23 protein-coding genes are annotated in these 25,070 nt (G+C 35.8%); 18 read left to right on the plus strand and 5 right to left on the minus strand.

Annotated features, from left to right (window positions below; translation table 11 throughout):
* The first annotated feature begins 106 nt into the window (after window positions 1-106).
* The 7 genes from AB4Y30_RS02735 to AB4Y30_RS02765 all read left to right on the plus strand — a co-directional run bounded on the left by AB4Y30_RS02735 (window position 107) and on the right by AB4Y30_RS02765 (window position 9,584).
* Window positions 107-1,807, plus strand: coding sequence for a thiamine pyrophosphate-binding protein (locus tag AB4Y30_RS02735; protein WP_368653985.1), 1,701 nt, complete (start codon window positions 107-109; stop codon window positions 1,805-1,807).
* A 176-nt stretch (window positions 1,808-1,983) separates the two neighbouring features.
* Window positions 1,984-3,261: an ArgE/DapE family deacylase gene (locus tag AB4Y30_RS02740; RefSeq protein ID WP_368653986.1), complete on the plus strand. Its 1,278-nt coding sequence runs from the start codon at window positions 1,984-1,986 to the stop codon at window positions 3,259-3,261.
* Window positions 3,262-3,312: 51 nt separating this feature from the next.
* A complete protein-coding gene (locus AB4Y30_RS02745) occupies window positions 3,313-4,443 on the plus strand; it encodes a M20 family metallopeptidase (protein ID WP_368653987.1) in 1,131 nt (376 codons plus the stop codon).
* A gap of 103 nt (window positions 4,444-4,546) precedes the next feature.
* Complete coding sequence (locus AB4Y30_RS02750; RefSeq protein WP_368653988.1) at window positions 4,547-5,968, plus strand: NAD-dependent succinate-semialdehyde dehydrogenase; 1,422 nt, start codon at window positions 4,547-4,549, stop codon at window positions 5,966-5,968.
* Window positions 5,969-6,012: 44 nt separating this feature from the next.
* Entirely contained in the window at window positions 6,013-7,359 is a 1,347-nt protein-coding gene (locus AB4Y30_RS02755) for an aspartate aminotransferase family protein (RefSeq protein ID WP_368653989.1), read from the plus strand.
* Window positions 7,360-7,494: 135 nt separating this feature from the next.
* Window positions 7,495-9,108 (plus strand): amidohydrolase, encoded by a 1,614-nt coding sequence (locus AB4Y30_RS02760; protein WP_368653990.1) that lies wholly within the window; start codon window positions 7,495-7,497, stop codon window positions 9,106-9,108.
* A 161-nt stretch (window positions 9,109-9,269) separates the two neighbouring features.
* Entirely contained in the window at window positions 9,270-9,584 is a 315-nt protein-coding gene (locus AB4Y30_RS02765) for a hypothetical protein (protein ID WP_368655155.1), read from the plus strand.
* 99 nt (window positions 9,585-9,683) lie between these two features.
* Here the strand turns inward: AB4Y30_RS02765 and AB4Y30_RS02770 are convergent, their stop codons facing one another.
* Window positions 9,684-10,640, minus strand: a complete 957-nt coding sequence (locus AB4Y30_RS02770; protein WP_368653991.1) for an NAD(P)-dependent oxidoreductase — start codon at window positions 10,638-10,640, stop codon at window positions 9,684-9,686.
* A gap of 49 nt (window positions 10,641-10,689) precedes the next feature.
* Between AB4Y30_RS02770 and AB4Y30_RS02775 the strand changes: the two genes are divergently transcribed.
* The 4 genes from AB4Y30_RS02775 to AB4Y30_RS02790 all read left to right on the plus strand — a co-directional run bounded on the left by AB4Y30_RS02775 (window position 10,690) and on the right by AB4Y30_RS02790 (window position 12,846).
* Complete coding sequence (locus AB4Y30_RS02775; protein ID WP_368653992.1) at window positions 10,690-11,139, plus strand: GNAT family N-acetyltransferase; 450 nt, start codon at window positions 10,690-10,692, stop codon at window positions 11,137-11,139.
* A 73-nt stretch (window positions 11,140-11,212) separates the two neighbouring features.
* Window positions 11,213-11,749 (plus strand): TraR/DksA C4-type zinc finger protein, encoded by a 537-nt coding sequence (locus tag AB4Y30_RS02780; protein WP_368653993.1) that lies wholly within the window; start codon window positions 11,213-11,215, stop codon window positions 11,747-11,749.
* A 48-nt stretch (window positions 11,750-11,797) separates the two neighbouring features.
* Entirely contained in the window at window positions 11,798-12,622 is an 825-nt protein-coding gene (locus AB4Y30_RS02785; protein WP_368653994.1) for an SDR family oxidoreductase, read from the plus strand.
* A gap of 17 nt (window positions 12,623-12,639) precedes the next feature.
* Window positions 12,640-12,846: a zinc ribbon domain-containing protein gene (locus AB4Y30_RS02790; RefSeq protein ID WP_368655156.1), complete on the plus strand. Its 207-nt coding sequence runs from the start codon at window positions 12,640-12,642 to the stop codon at window positions 12,844-12,846.
* A 201-nt stretch (window positions 12,847-13,047) separates the two neighbouring features.
* Here AB4Y30_RS02790 and AB4Y30_RS02795 read toward each other — a convergent pair whose 3' ends face one another.
* Window positions 13,048-14,436, minus strand: coding sequence for a S1C family serine protease (locus AB4Y30_RS02795; protein ID WP_368653995.1), 1,389 nt, complete (start codon window positions 14,434-14,436; stop codon window positions 13,048-13,050).
* A gap of 326 nt (window positions 14,437-14,762) precedes the next feature.
* On the opposite strand from AB4Y30_RS02795, the gene AB4Y30_RS02800 reads away from it, so the two are divergent.
* From AB4Y30_RS02800 to typA, 3 genes are all read left to right on the plus strand, one after another.
* Window positions 14,763-15,437, plus strand: coding sequence for a response regulator transcription factor (locus tag AB4Y30_RS02800; protein WP_368653996.1), 675 nt, complete (start codon window positions 14,763-14,765; stop codon window positions 15,435-15,437).
* Between the two features lie 6 nt (window positions 15,438-15,443).
* Entirely contained in the window at window positions 15,444-16,766 is a 1,323-nt protein-coding gene (locus tag AB4Y30_RS02805) for a sensor histidine kinase (RefSeq protein WP_368653997.1), read from the plus strand.
* Between the two features lie 81 nt (window positions 16,767-16,847).
* Window positions 16,848-18,680 carry a translational GTPase TypA gene (typA, locus tag AB4Y30_RS02810; RefSeq protein WP_368653998.1) on the plus strand — a complete coding sequence of 611 codons (1,833 nt, stop codon included), beginning with the start codon at window positions 16,848-16,850 and terminating at the stop codon, window positions 18,678-18,680.
* Between the two features lie 74 nt (window positions 18,681-18,754).
* Here typA and AB4Y30_RS02815 read toward each other — a convergent pair whose 3' ends face one another.
* Complete coding sequence (locus AB4Y30_RS02815) at window positions 18,755-18,928, minus strand: hypothetical protein (RefSeq protein WP_368653999.1); 174 nt, start codon at window positions 18,926-18,928, stop codon at window positions 18,755-18,757.
* A gap of 219 nt (window positions 18,929-19,147) precedes the next feature.
* Between AB4Y30_RS02815 and AB4Y30_RS02820 the strand changes: the two genes are divergently transcribed.
* Window positions 19,148-20,338 carry a CapA family protein gene (locus AB4Y30_RS02820; RefSeq protein WP_368654000.1) on the plus strand — a complete coding sequence of 397 codons (1,191 nt, stop codon included), beginning with the start codon at window positions 19,148-19,150 and terminating at the stop codon, window positions 20,336-20,338.
* 62 nt (window positions 20,339-20,400) lie between these two features.
* Here the strand turns inward: AB4Y30_RS02820 and AB4Y30_RS02825 are convergent, their stop codons facing one another.
* Window positions 20,401-21,198 (minus strand): YwqG family protein, encoded by a 798-nt coding sequence (locus AB4Y30_RS02825; protein WP_368654001.1) that lies wholly within the window; start codon window positions 21,196-21,198, stop codon window positions 20,401-20,403.
* Between the two features lie 385 nt (window positions 21,199-21,583).
* Here AB4Y30_RS02825 and AB4Y30_RS02830 point away from each other — a divergent pair, with 385 nt between their 5' ends.
* Window positions 21,584-22,225 carry a VTT domain-containing protein gene (locus AB4Y30_RS02830; RefSeq protein ID WP_368654002.1) on the plus strand — a complete coding sequence of 214 codons (642 nt, stop codon included), beginning with the start codon at window positions 21,584-21,586 and terminating at the stop codon, window positions 22,223-22,225.
* 31 nt (window positions 22,226-22,256) lie between these two features.
* On the opposite strand, the gene AB4Y30_RS02835 is transcribed toward AB4Y30_RS02830, so the two are convergent.
* Window positions 22,257-22,895 (minus strand): VOC family protein, encoded by a 639-nt coding sequence (locus tag AB4Y30_RS02835; protein WP_368654003.1) that lies wholly within the window; start codon window positions 22,893-22,895, stop codon window positions 22,257-22,259.
* Window positions 22,896-22,993: 98 nt separating this feature from the next.
* On the opposite strand from AB4Y30_RS02835, the gene AB4Y30_RS02840 reads away from it, so the two are divergent.
* Entirely contained in the window at window positions 22,994-23,686 is a 693-nt protein-coding gene (locus tag AB4Y30_RS02840) for a response regulator transcription factor (protein ID WP_368654004.1), read from the plus strand.
* Window positions 23,683-25,035 (plus strand): ATP-binding protein, encoded by a 1,353-nt coding sequence (locus tag AB4Y30_RS02845; protein WP_368654005.1) that lies wholly within the window; start codon window positions 23,683-23,685, stop codon window positions 25,033-25,035. Before AB4Y30_RS02840 ends, AB4Y30_RS02845 begins: the two co-directional genes overlap by 4 nt.
* The last annotated feature ends 35 nt before the right edge of the window (window positions 25,036-25,070 follow it).

A 25,070-nucleotide genomic window follows, 5' to 3' on the forward strand; every position in this document is an offset into this window, starting at 1 on the left:
AAAAATAGAATAATAGTTTAATTATTTTTCTGATTGAAGTAAGCGATTTCATTGACAAGTGTAAGATGAATTAATAGATAAGAATGTAATTTGAGGAGGTTAAGAGATGACAGTTAATAATGAAAATACATTTACGATGGCTGATGCTATTGTAAAGGAATTGAAGCGTGAAGGTGTAGAAGTTGCATTCGGGATTGTTAGTATCCACAATATGCCAATTTATGATGCAATTTTACGTGATGGTAGTATCCATCTTGTAGGTGCTCGTGGTGAAAGCGGTGCAGTGAATATGGCTGATGGATACGCTCGAGCAACTGGGAAAATAGGTGTTGTGATTACAAGTACAGGTGCCGGAGCAGGAAATACTGCCGGTTCTCTAACAGAAGCATGGAACCGTGGTGTACCACTTCTACATTTATCTGGAGATGTTGCATTTCCACACCTAGGAACAGGAAAACGTTATATTCATGAATGTAAAGATCAGCTTCAGATGATGGAAGGAGCAAGCAAAAAAGCATATCATGTTAAAAATCCTGAGCAAATTTCTAGTTTAATGCGTCATGCAATTGCAGAAGCAAAAGCATTACCATCAGGACCAGTGACAATTAATATGCCAATTGACTTCCAATCGGTTATTGTACCTGATACAACATTTATTGATGCTACACCAGAAGTGTCTAAGGAAGCATTAAAGCCTGTACATATTCCGGAAGAAGTAGTGAGTGAAATTGCTGCTGCGAAACGTCCGACTATTTGGGCTGGTGGCGGTGTTTTAGAAGCTAATGCAATGGAAGAATTAACGCATTTTGCTGAAAAAATTGGAGCAGCAGTTATAAGTGGGCAATCTGGAAAGGGAGCGATTCGAGAGGATCATCCACAGTGGATTGGACACTTTGCAACAATGCCACCAACAAAAGAACTGTTCGAGAAATCAGATTTATTTATTAGTATTGGAACTAAATTACGTGGAAATGAGACAGGTAACTGGACATTACCATTATCTGAAAATCATATAAAGATTGACTTAGATATTAACGCATTTAATCTGAGCTATCCTGTAAAATATGGGATTGTTGGAGATGCGAAACAAGTATTAAAGCAATTAGTAGAAGAATTAGATAAGAAGGATGTTAAAGCAGACGCAGCTTATATAGAAGAGGTAGAGAATACTCGTAATAAGCTACGTGATAATTTACGAGCGGCTGTTCATCCTTACGATAAATTTGTTGATGTTATGCGTGAAAAAGCACCAGAGGATGCCATTTTTGTCCGTGATATTACAGTTCCTGCGTCATTATGGGGAAGTCGTTTATTTAATATTTACCAGCCAAACACGAATATTTACGCTTCAGGTGGAGGGATTGGTCAAGGTTTACCAACTGCCATTGGAGCACAGGTAGGGGCACGTGATAAAGTGGTTATGCTAATGGCTGGAGACGGCGGTTTCATGCTAAATGTTGGTGAATTAGCAACTGCTGCACAAGAAGAACTCCCGATGATTGTCCTTTTGTTTGACGATAAAGGATATGGAGTATTACGAGGAATTCAGGATGATGTTTATAATCGTCGTGTTGGTGTTGAGTTATTTACACCTGATTTCGTAACACTTGGAGAGTCCATGGGCTTTGAATCTGTACGTATTAAAGACGCGGAAGAATTTGCAGAGGAGCTAGAAAAAGCAATTGCTAGTAAGAAGCCTTCCATGATTGTCGTTGATATGAATGCTGTTGGTCCAATGGCAAGTCGTGGAGCTACAGCGCCTGATCTTGTAAATAATTATATTCCAAAAAAACGCTTTGAAGATTAAGCAAAATAACAGGATTCGGCTAGCTAACATGCTAGCCGGTCTATTATTTTGTCCTTATAAATTTTCAGAAAATATATTATCTAAGTACAGAAATATTAACTAACCCAATATTGACTTGCTATGAAAATTCAGTATTTTGATAATATAATAATAATTGATATAAGGAGGAATGAAAATTGCCAGAACAAAGAAAACGAATTGCAGATTATATTGACCAGCATAAAGATGAGTTAATAAGAGAAGTTCAAAATGCGGTGAGAATTAAAAGCTTAGTTGGAGAAGAGCAAGAAATGCAAGCGTTTATGAAGAAGAAGTTTGAAGAGATTGGTTTGAAGGTAGTTGAATCTCAGCCAAGCTACGAACAGGTTTCTAAGCATGAGGCATATTGTCATTCAGGTTTTCCTTTTGAAGGTAGAACAAATATTGTTGGAATTTATGAAGGTTCAGATGCTTATAAATCGTTAACTTTAGAAGGACATGTTGATGTTGTATCAGCCGAGCCAGAGGAAGTATGGTCCTATGATCCATGGGGTGCTGAGATTGTAGGGAATCGTATGTATGGTCGTGGTGCACTAGATATGAAGTCCGGATTGATGGCAAACTGGTTTGCTATGAAAGCACTGCTAGAACTAGGGTTAAAGCCAAAGGGTTCTGTTCAATTGCATAGTACGATTGAAGAAGAATCTGGAGGAGGAGCAGGAGCCCTAGCCTTGATGGAAGAAGGATTTTTAACAGACGGTTATTTGACAACAGAACCACATGCACTTCGTGTAACTGTATCACATTCTGGGGTGATGTATTTCCGTGTGAAGGTAGTTGGAAAAACAGCACATGCTGCACGTTCACAAGAGGGAATTAATGCAATTGGGAAAATGTATAAAATTTATCATGCATTAGAAGAGCTTGATCGAAAACGTGGAGAAGAAGTTATTTTTGAACTTATTCACAAAGCGTCTGACGGCCGTTCATGTAATTTAAACTTAGGAAGAATGGAAGCTGGGGACTGGGTATCTAGTGTAGCTGGCTGGGCAGTGTTAGAATGTCGTTTAGGATTCATTCCGGGTGAATCAAGAGAAGATATGAAGCGCCTGATTGATGAGACAATCGCTGATGCAATTAAAGGGGATGAATGGCTAGAGCAGTATCCGCCAGAAGTTGAGTGGTTTGGTTGGACAACAGAGGCATGGTATCAGGATCCAGATCATCCATATGTACAAGAATTTATTAAGAGTGCTAAAGAAACATTAGGTCGCGATGAAATAGAAATTATTGGTCGTACGGGTGGAAATGATGCACGCTTTACCCAATATTATAATCGTCCAGGAATTGGTTTTGGACCAGATGGAAAGTATTCTCACGGACCAGATGAATATGTGGAAATAGACACGATTATCGACACTGCTAAAGTGTTGGCAAATCATATTTTAGATTGGACATCAATTCCTAAAGCTTAGAGCACTACATTTTTCTAAGTTTAAAAATAACATTTGGAGTGGAGAGATATAATGGATCAATTAATATCTTATATTGATAACAAAGAAGAAGACTTCCTGCAATTGTTTAAACAAATGATTGAGCTAGAATCTCCAACATACAATAAAAGCAAAGTTGATCAGTTAGTTGATTTTATTGAGAACTTTCTGAAGGAGCAAGGTGTAGAAGTCCAGCGCATGAAGGATGACACATTTGGAGATCATCTTGTTGGTGAGTGGGGCGATGGCGAAGAGCAAATTATGTTCTTAGGCCATATTGATACGGTTTGGGAAGAAGGCACAATTAATCGCATGCCTTTTGCAGTAAATGGAGATCGAATTACTGGTCCTGGAACGTATGATATGAAAGGTGGAGTTTTCCAAGGGCTCTATGCCTTAAAAGTAATGAATGAATTAAAACTGAAGCCGAAATACAAAGTGGTTTTTGTTATTAATACAGATGAAGAAGTGGGAACACCTAACTCACGAAATATTATTGCTGAATACGCCAAAAAATGTAAATATGTTTTTTGCGCAGAGCCAGCAAATCTACCAAATGGCGCAGTAAAAACATTTCGTAAGGGTGTAGGAAGGTTCCAATTAGAAATTGAAGGTATTGCTTCTCATGCAGGAGCAGACCCTTATGAAGGTGTAAGTGCCATTCACGAGTTTGCCCATCAAGTCGTTTATTTAGAATCGTTAGCAGATAGAAAAGAGGAAACCACAGTTAATGTTGGGGTTGTGAATGGTGGAACTCGTTCCAATGTGTTAGCTGCTAACCTAACTGCAGAAATTGATATCCGTGTCAGCAAAATTAGTGAAGCTGATCGTATTGTTCCATTGATTAAAAATTTAAAACCGATAAATCCAAGAGCGAAAGTGACTATTCATGGTGATTTAAACCGTTATCCGATGGAAAGAACACCTGAAATTACTGCACTCTATGAAAAAGTTAAAGCTCTTGCGAAGGAACAAGGCTTCGATTTACCAGTGACTGGCAGTGGTGGCGGAAGTGATGCCAATATCACAGCGGCATTAGGAATACCGTCTGTTTGTGGGATGGGTGTTGTAGGTAGCGGTGCACACTCAGAAGATGAACATTGTCTTTTATCTTATATACCACAAAGAATTGCTTTATTAATTAACGTGTTTAGTAATGTATAATTGAAAGCCATTTCAAAACACGGTATGATAAAATGAATAAGAGTATCTTTAGTTGATAATTGTGAATTTCAAATAGGTATAAAATAATTTAGGAGGTAATAGGATGCTTTATATTAATGGTGAATGGATTAAGACGGAAGATAAAATGGATGTTTTTAACCCAGCAACTGGAGAGTTAATTGAATCTGTTTCAACTGGTGGAAAAGAGTATGCAAAACAAGCAATTCAAGATGCTAAAGAAGCATTTAAGACTTGGAAAAAGCTAACTGCTAAAGAGCGTGGGTCTTATTTAGCAAAGGCTGCAGAAATTATGAAGAGCAAAGCAGATCAGTTAGCAGAAACAATCACTAAAGAAAATGGTAAACCATTACCAGATGCAAAAGGTGAAGTAGCAAGTGGTATCGAGCATTTAGAATGGTATGCAGAAGAAGCGAAGCGTGTGTATGGTGATACTGTACCAGCGTCATCTCCTGACAGACAGCTACTTGTAATCAAACAGCCGATTGGTGTTTGTGGTGCAATTACGCCATGGAATTTCCCATTATCTATGATTACACGAAAAATTGCTCCTGCAATTGCAGCAGGATGTACGGTGGTATTAAAACCTGCTCCAGATACACCACTTTCTGCGATTCATGTATTTGAGTGCTTCCATGAGGCAGGACTTCCTAAAGGCGTTATTAACCTTGTTATTGGGCCAGCAGAAGAAATTGGTCATGAATTAACAAGCAGCTCAGATGTTAGAAAAATTTCATTTACAGGATCTACGATGGTAGGTAAAAAATTACTTAAAGATTCTGCAGATACAGTGAAGAAAGTATCAATGGAGCTTGGTGGACATGCACCTTATATTGTTTTTGATGATGCAGACCTTGATTTAGCAGTTGATGGTATTCTAGCTTCTAAGTTCAAAAATGCTGGTCAAACATGTATTAGTACAAACCGTATTTATGTACATGAAAATGTTGCAGATGAATTTAGTGAGAAGCTAGCTGCAAAAGTTAGTAAATTAAGTGTAGGAAATGGTATTGAAGACAATGTAGATGTTGGGCCAGTAATTACACAGGCTGCCATTTCTAAAGTGAAAAATCATGTAGAGGATGCTGTTAAGAATAATGGTAAAGTCCTTACAGGTGGTAAAGTACATGCGAAAAGTGAAGCTGGTGGAAACTTCTTTGAGCCAACAGTTATTGCAAATGCAAATGAAAGCATGTTAATCGCATCAGAAGAAACATTTGGACCTGTAGCGCCAATCTTTACATTTAAAGATGAAGAAGAAATTGTAGAAAAGGCAAATCACCCTACTTATGGACTTGCAGCTTATTGCTTTACTAGCAATCTAGGACGTAGTATGCGTATGATGCAAGAACTTGAGTTTGGAATTGTTGGAATTAACGATACTTCACCAGGGGGAGTGCAAGCTCCATTTGGAGGAGTTAAAGAGAGTGGAATTGGTAAAGAAGGCGGACAATATGGTATCCGTGAGTATTTAGAAGAGAAAGCAGTGTCTATTCGTCTCGTATAATTTAGAGGCAAGGAAGTGCACTTAATTAAAGGAGGGTATTAAACATGAGTTTAATTAACGAATTAGTAGAATTAGATAAAAAACATTTTATTCATCCGACATCATCTATTCAAGATCAACAAGAAAAGGGACCAAAAGCGATCATTGAAAAAGGTGAAGGAATTTATTTAACGGATATCGAAGGAAATGTTTACATTGATGGTATGTCATCATTATGGAATGTTAATATTGGACATGGAAACAAAGAATTAGCGGAGACTGCAAAAGAGCAAATTGAAAAATTAGCATTTACTTCTACTTTTTCTACGTTTAGTCATGAGCCAGCAATTCGTTTAGCAGCAAAAATCGCATCACTTGCACCTGAAGGCATGAATGCAGTGTTCTTTACTTCAGGTGGTTCAGAGTCTAATGATTCTGCTGTTAAATTAATTCGTCATTACTGGAAAATACAAGGAAAACCTGAGCGTAACAAGATTATTGCACTTAGCCGTGGATATCACGGAGTAGCAGCAGCCTCTACAAGTGTAACAGGAATTCCTGAGTTCTGGGATATGGCTGGTCATATGATTACCGGAACAACTCATGCAGATACCCACTATACTCGTGGAACAGAAAAATCAATTGCTTCCTTACGTGCAGTAATTGAAAGAGAAGGTCCAGAAACAGTTGGTGCGTTTATTGCAGAACCTATTCAAGGTGCAGGTGGAGTAATTGTGCCTCCAGCGGATTACTTTAAAGAAATTCGCAAAGTTTGTGATGAGTATGGAATTTTATTCGTAGCAGATGAAGTTATAACTGGTTTTGCGCGAACTGGAAAAATGTTTGGTATTGAAAATTATGGTGTGACACCAGACTTAATGACATTTGCTAAAGGAGTAACAAGTGGTTATATTCCTTTAGGAGGAGTAATCGTTTCTGATGCAGTTCATGATGTGTTAAAAGAGAAGTCGAAGGGCGTTCTTTTCCATGGCTTTACTTATAGTGGACACCCTACTGCAGCAGCAGTTGCTTTAAAGAATATTGAAATTATGGAAAGAGATAATCTAGTAGAAAACTCTCGCAAAATGGGAGAAGTTTTACTAGATGGCTTTAAGAAAATCAAAGAAAAATTAAATATTGTTGGTGATGTTCGTGGAGTTGGATTACTAGGAGCTGTAGAGCTTCTTGAAGATCCAGCAACGGATAAACATTTTGATCCATCGCTAAAAGTAGCTGGAAGAGTAATTGAAGCATTACATCAACGTGGTGTAATTTGCCGCCCTGTATCTTATGAAGGCACAGATATTATTTGTTTCTGTCCTCCATTAATTATTAATGAAGAACAGGTAAATACAATGCTGGATAAATTACATGATGCTATTTTAGAAGTTCAAAATGAATTAGGATTATAATTCAAGCTGTAGCATGATGGTTCACCAAAGAGGCACTCCGTCTTGCATATGAGGAGTGCCTTGTTTTATGGAGATGAAGAGAGTTTTAGGTTGATATATTTCTAGATGAAATTTTTCTGTTAGGGGATGAAAATAATGGCTAGTATTATTAAAGCAGATTTGATTTTTATTAATGGGAATGTCATTACGATGAATGAGTTATCACCAGAAGCAAATGCAATTGCAGTAAAAAATGGAAGTGTTTTATATGTTGGAGAAACAGAAGATGTACTTACATTAAAAGGTGAACAAACAGAGGTTGTTGATTTACAAGGGAAGACCATTATGCCCGGATTTGTAGAGAGCCATACACATACAACTGGTTATGGAAATAATTTATTGCAAGTAGACTGTCGCCCAGCTCAAACACCATCAATTGATGATATTTTAGCAAAGGTAAAAGATGCAGTTGAAGCTACACCTGAAGGTGAGTGGATTCGAGGTTGGGGATGGGATGATAGTAGATTAGCAGAAAAGAGAAATCCAACACGTTGGGATCTAGATAAAGTAGCGCCAAATCATCCAGTATTTCTGAAAAGAACTTGTGGACATGTGGCTGTAGGTAATTCAAAAGCTCTTGAGATAAGTGGAATTACTAAAGATACACCAGATCCTGATGGTGGTCATATTCAATTGGATAAGGAAACAGGAGAACCAACAGGTATCTTGCAAGAATTAGCTCAAGGACTAGTATCTTTACCGAAGCTTACAAAGGAAGATGTAGCGCGTGGTTTAAAACTGGCACAGAAGGATTATGCTAAATGGGGAATTACTACACTACATGATATGTCTACACAAAAAATTGATATGGAAGTATTTCAAATGCTCAAAGAGCAAAATGAATTAACTGTTCGTGTTCGTCCTTGGATATGGGCAATGGCACAAAGGGATCGTGCAGGTTTACTTGATGAAATGATAACATTAGGTCTTCATAGTAATCTAGGTGGTGATATGGTCAAAATCCAAGGAATGAAATTCATGCTGGATGGAAGTGTTGGTGGTAGAACAGCAGCGACCGCTGAGCCGTATGAAGATGATGATAGCAAGGGAATTTTATATTATGACAAGGAGCATGTTGCACCATATATGAAGCGTGCTTTAGAAGCAGGTTTACGTGTAGCAATTCATGGAATTGGTGAACGAGCGATTGATGTTGCATTAGAATCATTTAAAGAAGCACACCAAGCTGTAGATATTTCAAAAATGCGTAATCGCATAGAGCACTGTGGATTGCCAACAGAGGATCATTTGAAGACAATGAAGGAACTAAATATGATTGCAGCTTCTTCTATTGGCTTTATTTATCATCTGGGAGATAGCTATATTCGTAATCTAGGACCAGAGCGTATGAAGCGTGTGTATCCTCAAAAAACATTTAAAGAATATGGAATTGTTGCACCAGGGAACTCCGATTTACCAGTAACAGATGGTAACCCATGGCTTGGAATTTATGCGGCAGTCAATCGTAAAACTGTTTCTGGTCAGGTTACAGATACCGTTCAAAATATTTCTGTGTATGATGCGATTAAAGCATATACAGTAGATGCGGCATATAGTTCCTTTGAAGAAGATACATTAGGTATTATCAAAGAGAATGCAAAAGCAGATTTGATGATTGTTTCAGACAATCCGTTTGAAATTGACACAGAAGCATTGAAAGATATTACAGTAGAAGCAACTTATTTAGGTGGTAAAAAAGTTCATGGTTAATGATTAATAATGAAGGAAGCTTATTTGGAGAAAAAGTGTGTGACTTGCTAGCAGGAATTTTTGTGATAAAATTTCTGTATGTCTAGTGGCGGACTTTGTAGCGAATAAGCTTTCTTTTTTGAGGACTACTAGAAGATAAATTGCAATGAAATAGGTGGTTTATAATGAATAATGAGATGAATGAAAAGGTAATTCAGAGCTATTTACATGATGAAAAAATGATGATTTTAGTGTATGCACAATGGTGTATTAACAATGAGCTTGATCCACGGGCATTGTACCAGCAGGCATATCCAAACCAAATCAATAATCAAGAATTAGAAATAGTTTTAGCTGAGTTAACCGTTTCTAAAGAAGAATCAGAGCCGATTGAAAATCAGGTCGTCATTCAAGTACTGCAACTTTTCGGTAATGATGATTTAGCTTTTGTTGTTCAAAATGAAATCAATAAAAAGAAGTCAGAACGAAAAGCGTAGAGCTAGACAGCGCTAACTCTAAATAAGAACAAATTTGGCAAAACATTCATGCTTTCTTATTTCATAACAAAAGGGGCTATTTAATAAGCCCCCTTTTATCTATGCTTGCTCAAAATATTTAATTAATGCTTGTGTTCCGCTATCTTGTTCACCCATCTCGGCGAGTTCACGATATAGGCTTAAGGATAAGGAGAGTCCAGGTGTTTTTAAGCCTAGCTCTTCAGCAGATTCTAGTGCAATCATCATGTCTTTAATAAAATGTTTGACAAAGAATCCTGGAGCATAGTCACCTTTAATCATACGTGGAGCAAGATTTGATAAAGACCAGCTACCAGCGGCGCCTGTTGTTATACTTTCTAAAACGCTGCTTGGATCAAGTCCTGCTTTTTTCGAATACATAATTGCTTCACAAACGCCAATCATATTAGAAGCGATAGTAATTTGATTTGCTAGTTTTGTATGTTGTCCAGCTCCTGCAGCACCTTGAAGAACAATATTTTCTCCCATTATTTGAAAGATAGGTAATACATCATCGAATGCAGCTTGGTCACCGCCCACCATAATTGCCAATGTTCCGTTCTGTGCCCCAACATCTCCACCTGAAACAGGAGCGTCTAATGAATGCATTCCTTTCTCCTTTGCTTCCGCATAAATCTTTTCTGCTAAAGATGGTTTGGAGGTAGTCATATCAATTAGATAAGAATTTGTTTTCGCATGATCTAAAATTCCACTTGGCCCAAAATAAATTTCCTCTACATCTTGCGGATAACCAACCATTGTAATTATCACATCAGAGGAGCTTGCAATTTCAGCAGGAGAATTCTTCCATAAGGTTGTTTCATTTAATAATGCTTCTGCCTTTGCTTTTGTACGTGTATAAAGATTTATATCATATCCCGCTTTTTGTAAGTTTTTAACCATGCTTTTCCCCATTACGCCAATACCAATAAAACCGATTATTTTCTTTTGTTGTTCTGTCATTTTGCATTTCTCCTTTAATCGTATTTTTAGATATAATAATAAGTGTAATATAGATATTCGACAAAAGCTTATCATTTTCCTCTGTTATATACTTTTTTTGCAAATTTAAAAGGAGCGTTGATAAATGAGTTGGAATGCAAAGTTATTTCATGAATTGAGTTTAACAGAATTATATCAGTTATTAAAAATACGTGTAGATGTATTTGTAGTAGAACAGCAATGTGCTTATCCAGAGATCGATGGATTGGATAAGCAATCGATTCATTTTTACTATGAGGAAAATGAAACAATTATTGCTTATGCACGTATTCTGCCAAAAGGTATTAAGTATGAGCATGCTGCGGCGATTGGTCGTGTGTTGGTTCATGAATCATATCGTGGTAGAGGTTTGGCAAAAGATTTAATAAAAAAAGTAATGGATTATATGAAGCTTGAATTAAAGGAATCAGTCATTCAAATAGAGGCTCAAGAGCATTTAGAAGACTTTTATACTTCCCATGGTTTTCAAAAAATTTCTGAACCTTATTTAGAAGATGGAATCCCACATATTGACATGATTTTCCATAGGAAATAAGGAATGAGATAGGAAATAATACACAAAGTATGAGTGATATTATAACCATTCTTTAGAGAAAGAGGACGATCATGTGATTACAAGGGAACAAATCAGGCAGTGTAAGGATAAATTATTAGAAAGACAAATGGAACTTATTACTTGGGTGGAACAACATCAAGATATGCATAGAAACTCATTAACGGAAGAAATAGGAGAATTAGCTAGTTTTGATAACCACCCTGCTGATTTAGGAACAGAATTATATGAACGTGAAAAAAACATTGCTTTAGTGGCTCGTGCAGAGAAAGAGTTAACACAGATTAATGAAGCATTGCATGCAATTGAAGCAGGCACATATGGAATTTGCAAAACATGTGGCATGCCAATCCCATTAGCTCGCTTACTGGCAGTACCTATGACAGATACATGTAAAGAGCATGCAATAGAATCAACATTTATTCAAGAAAGTTCTAATTCTAATTATTTTCATCGAGAAGATGAAGCAGATGATTATTATGTTGCTTATAATCTGTATGATGATTTCCCTCCAGAGGAAGAGTCGATGATAACAAGAATTCAAAAACAATATGATGCAGAAACAGGTGAAATATATCATGAAAGAGAATAGCACCTTATAGGTGCTAACTCTTTTACGATAATAAAAGCAGGTGATAATATGAGGATTGCGCTTGTTACGGGAGCGAATAGCGGATTTGGTATGTTAATGACAGTAGAATTAATTAAAGCTGGATATGCCGTTATTGCTACGATGCGTGATATAGAAAAAGGAACACGATTACAGCAAGAAATTGCAAAGCTAGATCGATTAGCGAATTTACATATAAGGAAGCTTGAAGTAACGAATGAAGAAGATATCATGCTGGTCTATCAATATGTTCAGGAGCAATTTGCTAGATTAGATGTTTTAATTAATAATGCTGGTTATTCTCAAGGTGGGTTTCTCGCAGACATTTCTATGGAGAATTGGAAATTGCAACAGGAAACAAATGTTTTTGGTACTGTTCATATGACACAAGCATTTTTGCCATTATTAGAGAGAAGTCAGCGAGGGCAAATCATTAATCTAAGCAGTGTTAGTGGCATAATGGGATTACCTGGTCTTTCTGCTTATTGTGCTTCCAAGTTTGCGATAGAAGGATTTTCAGAGGGTATTCGCTTGGAATTAAGGAGTAAAAATATTTATGTTTCCTTAATTGAACCTGCATCTTATCAAACGGATATTTGGAAAAAAGCATTTGAAAAACTTGATCCTATAAATCATTCAGATATATTAAAGGACAATGTGTTTCAATATGTTGAAAACTCAGCTTCATCTGCAGGTGATCCAAAAGAAGTTGCTGCATTAGTCATACGTATTTGTGAAAGCAAATATCCTAAACTACGATATCCTATTGGCAAAGGGGCATTATTTTTATCTTTTGCTAAAAAACTAGTTCCTTGGAGAATCATAGAATGGATGGTTTTAAAGAAATTAAGATAAAGAGAGGCTGTTGGATAATGAATACTGGTAAAGGGTGTATAAAATGTGGAAGTTCTGATGCAGAGCAAAAAGAAGTGGCAATGACAGGAACGGGGTTGTCTAAAATGTTTGATGTACAGCATAACCAATTCATTGTAGTATCATGTAAAGATTGTGGTTACTCGGAATTTTATAACAAAAAAAGTTCAAAAGGGAGTAATATTTTGGACTTATTCTTTGGCTAAAATAGAACCCGCTCTTCCGGTATGTGGAAGAGCGGGTTTCGTGTAGTAGCTGTTTTCCTTAAGAAAACGGATATTGTTATATGTGAATTATTGATTTTCGTACGTTTCATCAACATCGAAGGGAAGGGGAGGATTCGTGAATGGTACGAAAATCAATAAGGATAACGCGTAAGCTTTATTTATTTTCTTTTTAAAACATTTCTAAACTTCATCAGTTACTAATGTTAAATCTACTGTTTGTTCTGCTCCATCACGATAAAATTCTAATGTGACAGTATCTCCAACTTTAACCTCTGAGTATAAATATTTTCGTAAATCTAACATATTGTTTATTTCTTCACCATCAATTTTTGTTATTACATCAAATTGCTGTAATCCTGCTTCAGCAGCTGGAGATCCCGCTTGTACATCTGCAATGACAATCCCATTTTCTACTTCTTCAGGCAATTCAATTTGACTTCGGTATTCTGGTGGTACTTGGGATAATGGTGCACTAGTAATACCAATAAATGGTCTAGATACTTTACCTTCTGTTTCTAATTGTTCTACAATCGGCAAAGCAGTATCAATTGGGATAGCAAATCCAATTCCTTCTACTTCTTGCTGAGCGATCTTCATGGAATTAATTCCAATGAGCTCTCCATCTTTTGTAACAAGTGCTCCTCCACTATTTCCTGGATTAATGGCAGCATCTGTTTGAATAACGTCTGCAATCCAGTCTGGCTGATTATCGCCTGTTGTGTCTACCTGAATGGATCGGTCGAGACCACTAATGATTCCTTTCGTTACAGAACCAGATAAATCCATTCCTAATGGGTTACCAATTGCTAGAACAGTTTCCCCAATTTGTAGGTTATCTGAACTACCTAATTTAGCAACATGTGTAATATTATTTCCATCAATTTCTAAAACTGCTAAATCTGTTAATGCATCTGTTCCAAGTACTTTAGCGGTCACTCGTTCACCTTCATGTAGTTGAACCTGTACTTCTTCAGCATCTTGAACAACGTGATTATTTGTTATGATATATGCTTTATCATTTTCCTTTTTATAAATAATACCTGAACCCGCTCCAGCTTCTTCGCTAGGTGACCAAATGTTTTGCTGTCTTAAATTAATAATTCCTACAACAGATTTGGCTATTTCATCAATTGTCTGTGAATCAAGCGCATCTGTATTCATCAAATCACTTACTGGAACCGAGTTATTTTGCTCTGATATTTCTCCAGCAACAGAATTCTGATTGGAATCTAATTGAATCGTCCACGGTAATAAATTATTTACTAAAAGCACAATAATTAATGCAGTTGCTAAAACTCCTCCAAATATTCCGCTGAAGAATCCTGTAGCAAACGATCCTTTCTTCTTATTTTGTTGCTTTGTATATGAGTTAGGTTCTTTTGCTTGTTCAAAGTAAGCCAATGGCTCATCTGTTTCTACTTGTTTATCTTCATTTTGAATTTTATCTAATAGGCTTGATGAGTCTTCTTCTGACTTTTCTAATGTTTTTGGCGAATCTTGTTCTAATTCCTCTAGCTTTTCTTGAGGATCTTGGTCAAATTTGTTTCTATCATTTCCGTTATGCTCCAATATAATCAACCCTTTCTGTATTGGATATACTTATCATAAAACTAAAATTTGGGACTAATTTGGTGAATTTGTGTAAAAAGTGTGTAATTGTTTTTATTACTGTTCAGTTTAGTGTAGTTATGTAAAAATATACATAAGAGGAAAGGGTTCTAGAGGTTGTTCAAAAAGTCCAATAAAAATGACACATCGAATTTCTGCGTTAGCTTGCTTTTCCGTTGCTCATGTATTAAAACCATACATTCCGCTACTCTAAGCTACGCTGCCTTGAACTTCTTGGTCCTTTTGATTGATCTTTTTGAACATGAACTTATAGGGGAGGTATCTATATGGACAGGCATATCGGTATTGTAGAAGATGATGTAAATATTCAAAATATCGTTTCTGCTTATTTAAAGAAAGAAGCTTTTTCTGTAACTGTTTTAGGTTCGGCGGAGGAAGCATGGGAATTATGGGAAACAAATCCTCCAGATATGTGGATATTAGATATTATGCTGCCAGGAATGGATGGATATGAATTTTGTAAGAAAATTAGAATGGAAAGCGATGTACCAATAATTATTATTTCTGCAAAAGATGAAGAAATAGATAAGATTCTTGGATTGGAATTAGGTGGCGATGATTATTTAACCAAACCCTTTAGTCCACGAGAGTTGATTGCAAGAGTTAAGCGTTTATTTAGACGTACAAATGTTCAAGTTACACAAGAACAAGAACCAGAAAAAATTAAAGTAGGTCCATTGTTAATCTATAAAACCGAACGAAGAATATTTTGGGATGGTGTAGAACAAGAATTTACAACAAAGGAATTTGATTTGCTTTTATTGTTAGCAGAGAATCCAAACCGGGCATTTTCACGGGAAGAATTACTTGAAAGAATTTGGGGTGATGACTATTTTGGAAGTGATCGTGCAGTAGATGATTTAGTTAAACGAATTCGTAAAAAAATAACTGATATTCCGCTTGAAACGGTTTGGGGTTTTGGATATCGGTTCCGTGGGTGATTTATAATGAAACTTCAATACCAGCTTAATATTGCATTTACTTCACTGCTTATTTTGACATTAACTGTGACGGGGTATTTAATTTATTCATTAATATTAGACTTACTTATTCAAGATGAGAAACGACAACTTGTACAAAAAGGTGAGCTATTAGTAAATATATTAAATCAAGATCGTAATGATGTTCAGCAATTCAGTGACTTTATTGAAGAACAAAATTTACAATTAATTTTATATAATGGGATTCAAGAACAAGTTCTTGTGTCTACAATGCCACCAGAAACAGTTATTGGTTTGCAACGGAGAAATAACTTTGCTGAAGAAACTGAGGAATTATGGGAGTATGGCAATGATCGATATGTAACATCGAAAATTTTTATCTATCCAGAAAGTCGTGGATTAGAGCTTATTTTGCTGACTCCATTAACAGATTTGCAGTCTGTGTTAAAGAATTTTATTGGAAATTTGCTTATTGTGTTCTTTATAGGTGCCGTTGCTGCGATTTTTCTTAGCTATATTTTAACCAAAAAATTAGTAACGCCATTATCTCTTTTGAAAGTACAATTGAAGAAAATAGAGAAGCGGCAATTTGATGAAATAGAGAGAGTTGAGGCAGCGGGAGAAATGAAAGAAGTGGAGCAAAGTGTATTTGATATGGCTCGAGAATTAGAAAGGTATATGAAAAGTCAGCAAACCTTTTTCCAAAATGCAAGTCATGAATTAAAAACACCGCTAATGACGATACAGGGCTATGCAGAAGGTATTCGTGATGGTGTTTTTGATAAGGATGACCAGGAAAAAGGATTAAATGTAATGGTCTCAGAAGTAAAACGCCTTAAAGCAATTATTAACGAGATGATCTTACTTGCTAAATTAGATAGTGAATCTACTCATTATGAGATGAGTAATGTACGCTTAGATACGTTGATTTATCATGTGAGAGATAGAACATTACCGTTGATCAATGATACAAATGTTGATTTACAATTAGAAGTGGAAGAGCCTTTAACGCTAAAAGCGGATGAGGAAAAAATCCTTCGTGCACTCTTAAATATAACTGTAAATGGAATTCGTTATGCAAAATCAATTGTGAAAATTACTGCTAAGCAAACGAATCAAGGGATTACAGTAAGCATAGAAGATGATGGTGAAGGAATTCCAGAAGATCTCCTTCCACATTTATTCCATCGTTTTGTAAAAGGAAAGGATGGAGAGACAGGATTAGGGCTTGCTATTTCACGAGCAATTGTTGAGCAATCTGGTGGAATTATCCAGGTAAGTAATTCAGAATTAGGCGGCGCAAAATTTATCATGAATTTTTTCAAGTAAAATCAATACATACGCTCATTATTATGATATAATTTTCTAGTTTAAAAGGTACCGGACTAAAAAAGAGGAGCGTAAACTTTTATGCAATTAAGAAACGATGTTCGTAATATAGCAATTATTGCCCACGTTGACCATGGGAAAACAACATTAGTAGATCAGCTTTTAAAATATTCGGGGACTTTCCGAGATCATGAACAAGTAAGTGATCGCGCAATGGATTCGGATGCGATAGAAAAAGAGCGTGGAATAACAATTCTTGCAAAAAATACGGCAATTAAATATCAAGATACATTTATTAATATTTTAGATACACCAGGACATGCAGATTTCGGTGGAGAAGTAGAACGAATTTTAAAAATGGTGGATGGAGTACTGCTTGTTGTCGATGCTTTTGAAGGTACAATGCCACAGACACGTTTCGTTTTACAAAAAGCGTTGGAGCAGAAGCTAAAGCCTGTTGTCGTTGTTAATAAAATAGACAGACCTAATGCACGACCTTTAGAAGTAGTGGATGAAGTATTGGAGTTATTTATTGAACTTGGTGCAGACGATGAACAAATCGATTTCCAAGTGATTTACGCATCTGCACTTAATGGAATGTCTGGACTAGAGCCAGATGAGTTAGAAGAGGATTCGATGGATCCGATTTTTAATACCATTATTGAACATATTCCAGCACCAATAGATCGTAGTGAAGAGCCTTTACAATTCCAAGTAGCGATGCTGGATTATAATGAATACTTAGGACGTGTTGGAATCGGTAGAGTATTTCGTGGGAAAATGTCTGTTGGTCAGCAGGTTGTAGTGATGAAGGCAGATGGAACACAGAAATCATTCCGAATTACTAAGTTATTTGGATTTTTAGGCTTAAAGCGTATTGAAATTCAAGAAGCAAAAGTAGGAGATATTGTTGCAGTAGCAGGAATGGAAGATATAAATGTTGGAGAAACAGTCTGCCCGAAAGAGCATCCAGATGCACTACCATTATTGCGTGTGGACGAGCCAACATTACAGATGACCTTTCTTGTAAATAATAGCCCATTTGCTGGAAAAGAAGGAAAATACCTAACTGCTAGAAAAATTGAAGAACGTTTAATGACACAGTTAGAAACAGATGTGAGCTTAAAGGTAGAATCAACAGAGTCACCAGATAAATGGATTGTTTCTGGACGTGGAGAGTTACACCTATCGATCTTAATTGAAAACATGCGTCGTGAAGGCTATGAACTACAGTTATCTAAACCACAGGTAATTGTTAAAGAAGTAGATGGTGTACAATGTGAACCTTTTGAGCGTGTGCAAGTAGATGTGCCAGATGAATACACTGGTGCAGTCATGAAGTCTTTAGGAGCTCGTAAAGGTGAAATGTTAGATATGATCACTCAGGGAAATGGACAAGTACGACTTATATTTAAAGTTCCATCTCGAGGACTTCTAGGATATACAACAGAATTCTTATCACAAACACGTGGGTATGGGATTCTTAATCATAGCTTCGAAAGCTATGATCCAGTTGTTAAAGGACAAATTGGCGGTCGTCGTGAAGGTGTACTTGTGAGCTTAGATAATGGGAAGGCAACAACTTATGGGATTGTCCATCTTGAGGATAGAGGAACAATTTTTGTTGAACCTGGAACAGAAGTCTATGCTGGAATGATAGTTGGAGAGCATAATCGTGATAATGATTTGACAGTAAATATTACGAGAGAAAAACATTTAACAAATGTTCGTTCTTCGACGAAGGATAATACAGTAACTCTTAATAAGGCAAAAGAAATGTCATTAGAAGAAGCTTTACAGTATATTGCTGAGGATGAGTATTGTGAAGTAACCCCAGAATCTATCCGTTTACGGAAGAAAATTCTTAACCAAAATGAACGTGAAAAAGCTGCAAAAAAATTAAAACGCCAATAAAAATAGTAAGGCAGAGAATCCATTAAGTTGGTTTCACTGCCTTATTTTTTATAAGAAAAGAAAAGTTCTATGTGCTAATCTTTCGTATTGCTCCTAGATATGTATTTAGTGAAATATAATGCCAAAATAAGTAAAATAAATGCGATTCCCGAAGAAGCAATACCACCCCAACTTACTTCAGCGCGTAATCCAATAACGATGATGATTAAACTGATAACGATTAAACAAGCAGATAAATATCGTTTCATGATGAACACTCCAATAATAAAAAATAAACTAACTTTAGTTATATCATATTTGTCTTTATTTTTCAGGCCTCTCTCACTATTCTTTAATAATATAGTGATTCCCGTTATACTAATAATAGGATGCTCAAAAATATTTTGAGGATACCAAAATGGAGTGGGAAAATAAATTTGTACGATGGATAAAGTGATCGTACGACTTTTTACAAAGGAGCTCGTCAAATGAGGTACAGAAAAAGTCTTGCACTACTTATTATATTGCTGCTTGGAGCATTTTTAGTTGGGTGTTCTAATGTGACAAATACTGACCAAGAGGAAGAGCAAGCAAATGAACCAGAGCAAGAAGAGGCTGTTGAGGAAGAGCCAGAAGAAGAACCTGAGCCACCTGAGCCAGAAGTGATAGAAAATGAAATTACTATTTCAGCAGTTGGAGATATGCTGATCCATGAACGAGTTTATGATGATGCACGAACAGAAGATGGATTCGATTTTGTTCCAATGTTAGAAGATGTGGAACCTTTTCTTAATGATTCAACGATTACATTTGCGAATCAAGAGACAATGATTGGTGGAGAAGAAATTGGACTATCAACATATCCTGCATTTAACAGTCCAACAGAAGTAGGGGATGCGTTAAAAGCAGTTGGAGTAGATGTTGTATCCATTGCGAATAACCACACATTAGATCGTGGTGAGCAGGCAATTATGAATTCACTTGATCATTGGGATAAAATTAATATGATGTATGTAGGCTCTTATCGAGATGAAGAAGATCGTAAAACGTTGCGTGTATACGAAACAGAAGAAGGAATAGATGTTGCCTTTTTAGCATACACATACGGTACAAATGGTATTCCAGTACCTGATAGTAAAGATTATTTAGTAAATTTAATTGATCAGGAAATCATGATGGCAGATATTGCAGAAGCAAAAGAGCAATCTGATATTGTAATTTTAAGTCTTCATTTTGGAGATGAATATGAACGTCTGCCTAACCAGGAACAAAAAGATCTTGTCCAATTAGCTGCAGACCTAGGAGTAGATGCTGTTTTAGGGCACCATCCCCATGTGCTTCAGCCTATGGAATGGGTAGAGGGGAAAGATGGCCATAAAACACTTGCTATTTACTCACTAGGAAATTTCTTATCTGGACAAGAAGAATATTATCGACAAGTTGGCGGTATTTTAAAATTCAAATTTAAACAGACGATTATTGAAGATGAGGAAACCATTGAGCTTATCGAGCCACAGTTTATGCCAACTTTTGTAACGGCACACAGTGGTTATAAATATAAAGTATTGCCAATGTATCAATTAACAGATGCGGAATTGCCAGATGCAGCGAATTTATATAATGAAATCAAAGAGCATATGTCGCAATGGTTGCCAGAGTTAGAGTTTATGGAGCCATAAATACTTAGAAGAGGTATTACCTATTTCGTTGGTAATACCTCTTCTAAGTATTTATATATTGATTAATAACAATCCCAATTATAAAGAACCTTACTAAAATCTTTATTCTCTAAATCCTTTTTCGAAATAAAGAAATTACCAACACCGGAATCTCCCCATAAAATATGCTCACCAATGCTATCAACTTGCAGTAATAATATATCTGCATCTGTATAATCACCATATGTACGTGGATCTTCCTGTGTAAAGAAAGGGTACCCGCCTATTTTATGTCCAGTACCTGCAAAGGAATCATAGAATAAATCCTCTAAGTCTTCTTTTTCCTCAATAAATTCAAATATTGGTGCATACTTTTCTTCTCGACGATAGTCAGATGTTGTAAGTGCTTCTGAGTCTACATCAAAAGATAATTTCATTTCTTTCTCTACTGGGAAAAACATTTCATCATCTGGTGAAGATACAAAAGAAAAATCTTGAATTAATTCTGATTCGTCTTCCAGAATGTTTTCATGATAAATAACACGAAAACCGTTTTGATTTTTCCCATTGTCAAAATCCATTCCGATTAAATCATCATGGGCATCAAGATAGAATTGTAATATCCCTTTTTCAGGAAGATTAGGGATATGTGCAGGAACTTCAGCAAAATTAATTTGTGCTAGTAGTGTTAATGGGGTTCCGCTGTCACTTTTGGGGTATTCCATTTGCTTAGGAAAATATGGATTCCCAGCAAATTTACTCTCAAATAATGTTGTTTCTTTTTCTGTTGTATCAATCTGTATAACAGGACGAATTGTATCTTCAATTATTGTACGAAATTCTTCAAATGCCTTTGGGATAGAAATAGAATTTTCTAGCATGATAATCCTCCTAATATAGTTTAAAATTTATTTTAATATAGCATGAGATAGAAGTTATGAAAATAATGGAAGGAAAAAGTTTACAATTCTTTTTCGTTATCCAACGGAAGCCAAACTAAAGAAAAAATCAGCTATAAGCTAAAATACATTTCTAACACAATCATTCGCACTATATGTATTTCGGTGAGCTAATAATAAAAATATGTTACAAAAACTCATAAGTGTTCTAATTCTGCTATTTAAAAAGATATAATAGAAAAGAAATCTTGAGATGGGATGTATAAAGATTCACTTGAGTATTGTTAGAATGCTACAGGCTAGAAATGTTTTTCGATAAAGCATGTCAAAATAAACAAGCAAGTTTGAGGAGAAAGAGAGAGGAAATATGTCAATTATAATGGGATTAATTGATTTTATACTACATATTGACGAGCACTTAGTAGAAATAATTCAGAAATTTGGTGGCTGGTCATATGCTGTTTTGTTTGCGATTATTTTTATAGAGACAGGCATTGTAATTATGCCCTTCTTACCTGGAGATTCTTTATTATTTGCAAGTGGCGCACTTGCTGCAATAGGAGCTTTTAACATCGTTTCTTTGCTAATCTTTTTTGTTAGTGGAGCAATTATCGGAGATACAGTAAATTACCATATTGGTAAAAAAGTTGGCATGTCTATTCCAGAGGATAGCTTTATCGGAAAATATATTAATCGTGATCGAATGGCAGTAGCACAACGATTCTTTAATAAATATGGAGGATTTACTATCGTTATAGCACGTTTCATGCCATTTGTTCGAACCTTTATTCCATTTGTTGCAGGGGCAAGTCGAATGAATTATAGTTATTTTCTTTTCTATAATGTTGTTGGAGCATTTTTATGGGTGTTCATTTGTACTTTATTAGGTTACTTCTTTGGCAATATTCCAATTGTTAAAGAAAACTTTACTACTGTATTATTATTAATTATTTTTATTTCTGTCTTACCTGCAATTATTGGTGTATTTCGTGCACGAAGAAAGAAATAGATAAAGTTAAATGGACTGAGAAGAAAAACTCTCAGTCCATTTTGAATTGCACTTGATTAAATATATCAGCAAATGTAAGTTTACAATTTTCTAAAGGAATGGAATCATTTTCAGATGTTAAACGGTAGATATCTGCTAATGCTTGTTGAAGATTTTCAGGTAAAATCACAGAAGTAATTTCCTGGTTATTTATTTGATCTTTTTGATCTGGCAGATTGATTGTGTTACCCCATTGCATGATAAAAGGATGGAAGGAATCATCCTCTGCTTTTGGAAATAGCATACTCCAAGTTAATAAATCTCCATTTGGTTTTCTTCTGCTGCCATCTAGAGGGCCTACTGTTGGAATATTATGTTTAGTTAGATGTTCAGCATGCTCATGTAATATGGTAGTACGTAATGCAATTTGATAAGGCAGTTCATCATGCTTTTCTAATGTTTTCATCAATTGAGTAACAAGTGGGTTTGTTGCCACCTTCGCCTTATCAGTATCGTAAATCCCTAGCCATTCTATATAACAGTTGTTTTTAAAGTATGCTAAATAATTGTATGTTCCCCAATTTTCATGTTTTCCACCAGGCATTGAAGTAACCTGATATTTTTTACTAAAAGCTTCTGCAGATTTCTGAGGGTCAATTGTTGCAATTACGATATGATCTAAAGCAAACAAATAAATCATCCCCTTTACTTTTTATTGCATTCTAATTATTACTTTAACGCTATTTTCTGATATAGTACATAAAAAGGCTTACTAAAGTAGGTGAAATGATGACACAACCAATGATATTAATTGTTGAAGATGAAAGCAAGCTGAGCAGGGTGTTACAAATTGAGCTTGGCTATGAAGATTATCAAACAGAAATTGCTGATAACGGATTGGATGCTTTTAGACTAATGGAAGAGAAAGAATGGGATCTTGTGTTATTAGATATTATGCTTCCAGGTTTAAGTGGACTAGAGGTTTTGCGTCGTTTTAGAAGAATAAATCAGCATACACCTGTTATCTTGTTAACAGCAAGAGATCAAATATACGATAAAGTGAGTGGGCTTGATCTAGGAGCAAATGATTATGTGACAAAGCCCTTCCAAATAGAAGAATTATTAGCAAGAGTTCGTGTACATTTACGTCAAAATGTACAGATTGCTAGTGGAGAAGAAGAGCTAGTAGTTGGTGATCTCCAGGTTAATATTGGACGCCGGGAGGTATCTAGAGTAGATAAATTAATTGACCTCACACCGCGTGAATTTGATTTACTTGTATACTTATTGAAAAATAAAAATCTCGTGTTGACTCGAGAACAATTAATTGAAAATGTTTGGGGTTATGATTATGTTGGGGATACCAACATTGTCGATGTCTATATCCGATATTTGCGCCAAAAAATTGATAAAGATTTTGATGAAGCATATATTGTAACGGTTCGCGGAGTTGGATATACGATAAAGGATCAAGGCGAATGAAGCTACAGACGAAAATTCAATTATTCACTAGTTTATTTATGTTGATTTTAGTGGTATTGATTAATACAGCTGTCTATTCTCTGTTCTATAAAATATCTATTGATAATGAGGTTGGAGAATTAAAGGGCCAAACTAATCAAATTGTAGAAACCTTAGCCGAAAATCCAGATATTCCCTATGATGATTTGCTTCGAGCATTTTTGCCGGAAGAAGGGATGATTCGTGTATATGAGGCTGATACGAGCAAACTGATTACTATAATAACAAAGGATGCAAAATATCGCTCAATACCAGGAGAATTTTCTGATGCAGAATCACATGAGGTGGTTAAGCAAAGTGGTGAACCCAGAACAGTAGTAATAAAGAAGCCAATTATTTGGGATGATGGAACAGTTGTATCTCTTCAGTTAAGCAAAAGCTTGGGAGCTTTAGAGGAAACGATGCGAACACTTTTCTATGTATTCTTAGTAGCGTCTATTGTCATTATTATTCCAATGATTATTGGAGGCATATTTTTAAGTAGATTCTTATTACAGCCAATTAAGACTTTTATTCATACAATGAAGGATAATACACAAGAAGCAAACTGGAAAAAAATTCATTTGCAAAATCGATCAAAAGATGAATTATATGAGATGGAAAAAACATTTAATGAAATGATTGAACACTTAAAAGAGAATTACGAGAAGCAGGAGGTATTTGTCTCAGATGCTTCTCATGAATTAAAAACACCGATATCTATTGTGAAAAGCTATGCCCAATTACTAGCAAGGCGAGGAAAGGATAATCCAGAAATTTTTAATGAAGCAGTACAGGCAATCGATTCAGAAGCGGATCGGATGCAAAAGCTAGTGGAACAGATGCTATTACTGGCTAAAAATCAGCAAGATTCCTCTCATGAAATTGTTGATCTAGCGCATTTAAGCCGTCATACGATTAGCACTTTTCAAGGTGCCTATGATCGAAATATCGTGTTCCATTGCAAAGAAGAAAATATCTTCATTCAAGGAAATGAAGATCAGTTGCAGCAAGTTATTTATATTTTAGTGGATAATGCCTTAAAATATAGTAAGCAAGATGTTACTGTTGAGGTTACTAAAAGTGCACAAAAAGCTCAATTAAGCGTAACAGATTTAGGACAAGGGATACCAAAAGCAGAACAAGCTAAAATATTCGAGCGCTTTTATCGTATTGATAAAGCTAGAAGTCGAGATACGGGTGGTACAGGTCTTGGTTTAGCTATTGCCAAATCAATTACAGAGCTTCATGGTGGTCGTTTAATTTTGCATAGTAAAGAAGGGGAAGGCTCTACATTCATTGTAGAATTTCCAATACTGAAAGAAGATTAATGTTTTTCTCAGCAAATTCTCATTTTCCTCACAGG

This window comes from Ornithinibacillus sp. 4-3 (assembly GCF_040958695.1).
Classification (GTDB): domain Bacteria; phylum Bacillota; class Bacilli; order Bacillales; family Amphibacillaceae; genus CALAMD01.

Bases quoted from the DNA above. Each gene is read 5' to 3' on its own strand.
- AB4Y30_RS02825 (WP_368654001.1), bottom strand. From the start codon at position 21,198: ATGCTAGAAAATTCTATTTCTATCCCAAAGGCATTTGAAGAATTTCGT.
- AB4Y30_RS02775 (WP_368653992.1), top strand. From the start codon at position 10,690: ATGAGTTGGAATGCAAAGTTATTTCATGAATTGAGTTTAACAGAATTA.
- AB4Y30_RS02815 (WP_368653999.1), bottom strand. From the start codon at position 18,928: ATGAAACGATATTTATCTGCTTGTTTAATCGTTATCAGTTTAATCATC.
- AB4Y30_RS02785 (WP_368653994.1), top strand. From the start codon at position 11,798: ATGAGGATTGCGCTTGTTACGGGAGCGAATAGCGGATTTGGTATGTTA.
- AB4Y30_RS02770 (WP_368653991.1), bottom strand. From the start codon at position 10,640: ATGATAAGCTTTTGTCGAATATCTATATTACACTTATTATTATATCTA.
- AB4Y30_RS02805 (WP_368653997.1), top strand. From the start codon at position 15,444: ATGAAACTTCAATACCAGCTTAATATTGCATTTACTTCACTGCTTATT.
- AB4Y30_RS02845 (WP_368654005.1), top strand. From the start codon at position 23,683: ATGAAGCTACAGACGAAAATTCAATTATTCACTAGTTTATTTATGTTG.
- AB4Y30_RS02735 (WP_368653985.1), top strand. From the start codon at position 107: ATGACAGTTAATAATGAAAATACATTTACGATGGCTGATGCTATTGTA.
- AB4Y30_RS02820 (WP_368654000.1), top strand. From the start codon at position 19,148: ATGAGGTACAGAAAAAGTCTTGCACTACTTATTATATTGCTGCTTGGA.
- AB4Y30_RS02745 (WP_368653987.1), top strand. From the start codon at position 3,313: ATGGATCAATTAATATCTTATATTGATAACAAAGAAGAAGACTTCCTG.
- typA (WP_368653998.1), top strand. From the start codon at position 16,848: ATGCAATTAAGAAACGATGTTCGTAATATAGCAATTATTGCCCACGTT.
- AB4Y30_RS02800 (WP_368653996.1), top strand. From the start codon at position 14,763: ATGGACAGGCATATCGGTATTGTAGAAGATGATGTAAATATTCAAAAT.
- AB4Y30_RS02750 (WP_368653988.1), top strand. From the start codon at position 4,547: ATGCTTTATATTAATGGTGAATGGATTAAGACGGAAGATAAAATGGAT.
- AB4Y30_RS02840 (WP_368654004.1), top strand. From the start codon at position 22,994: ATGACACAACCAATGATATTAATTGTTGAAGATGAAAGCAAGCTGAGC.
- AB4Y30_RS02760 (WP_368653990.1), top strand. From the start codon at position 7,495: ATGGCTAGTATTATTAAAGCAGATTTGATTTTTATTAATGGGAATGTC.
- AB4Y30_RS02790 (WP_368655156.1), top strand. From the start codon at position 12,640: ATGAATACTGGTAAAGGGTGTATAAAATGTGGAAGTTCTGATGCAGAG.
- AB4Y30_RS02830 (WP_368654002.1), top strand. From the start codon at position 21,584: ATGTCAATTATAATGGGATTAATTGATTTTATACTACATATTGACGAG.
- AB4Y30_RS02755 (WP_368653989.1), top strand. From the start codon at position 6,013: ATGAGTTTAATTAACGAATTAGTAGAATTAGATAAAAAACATTTTATT.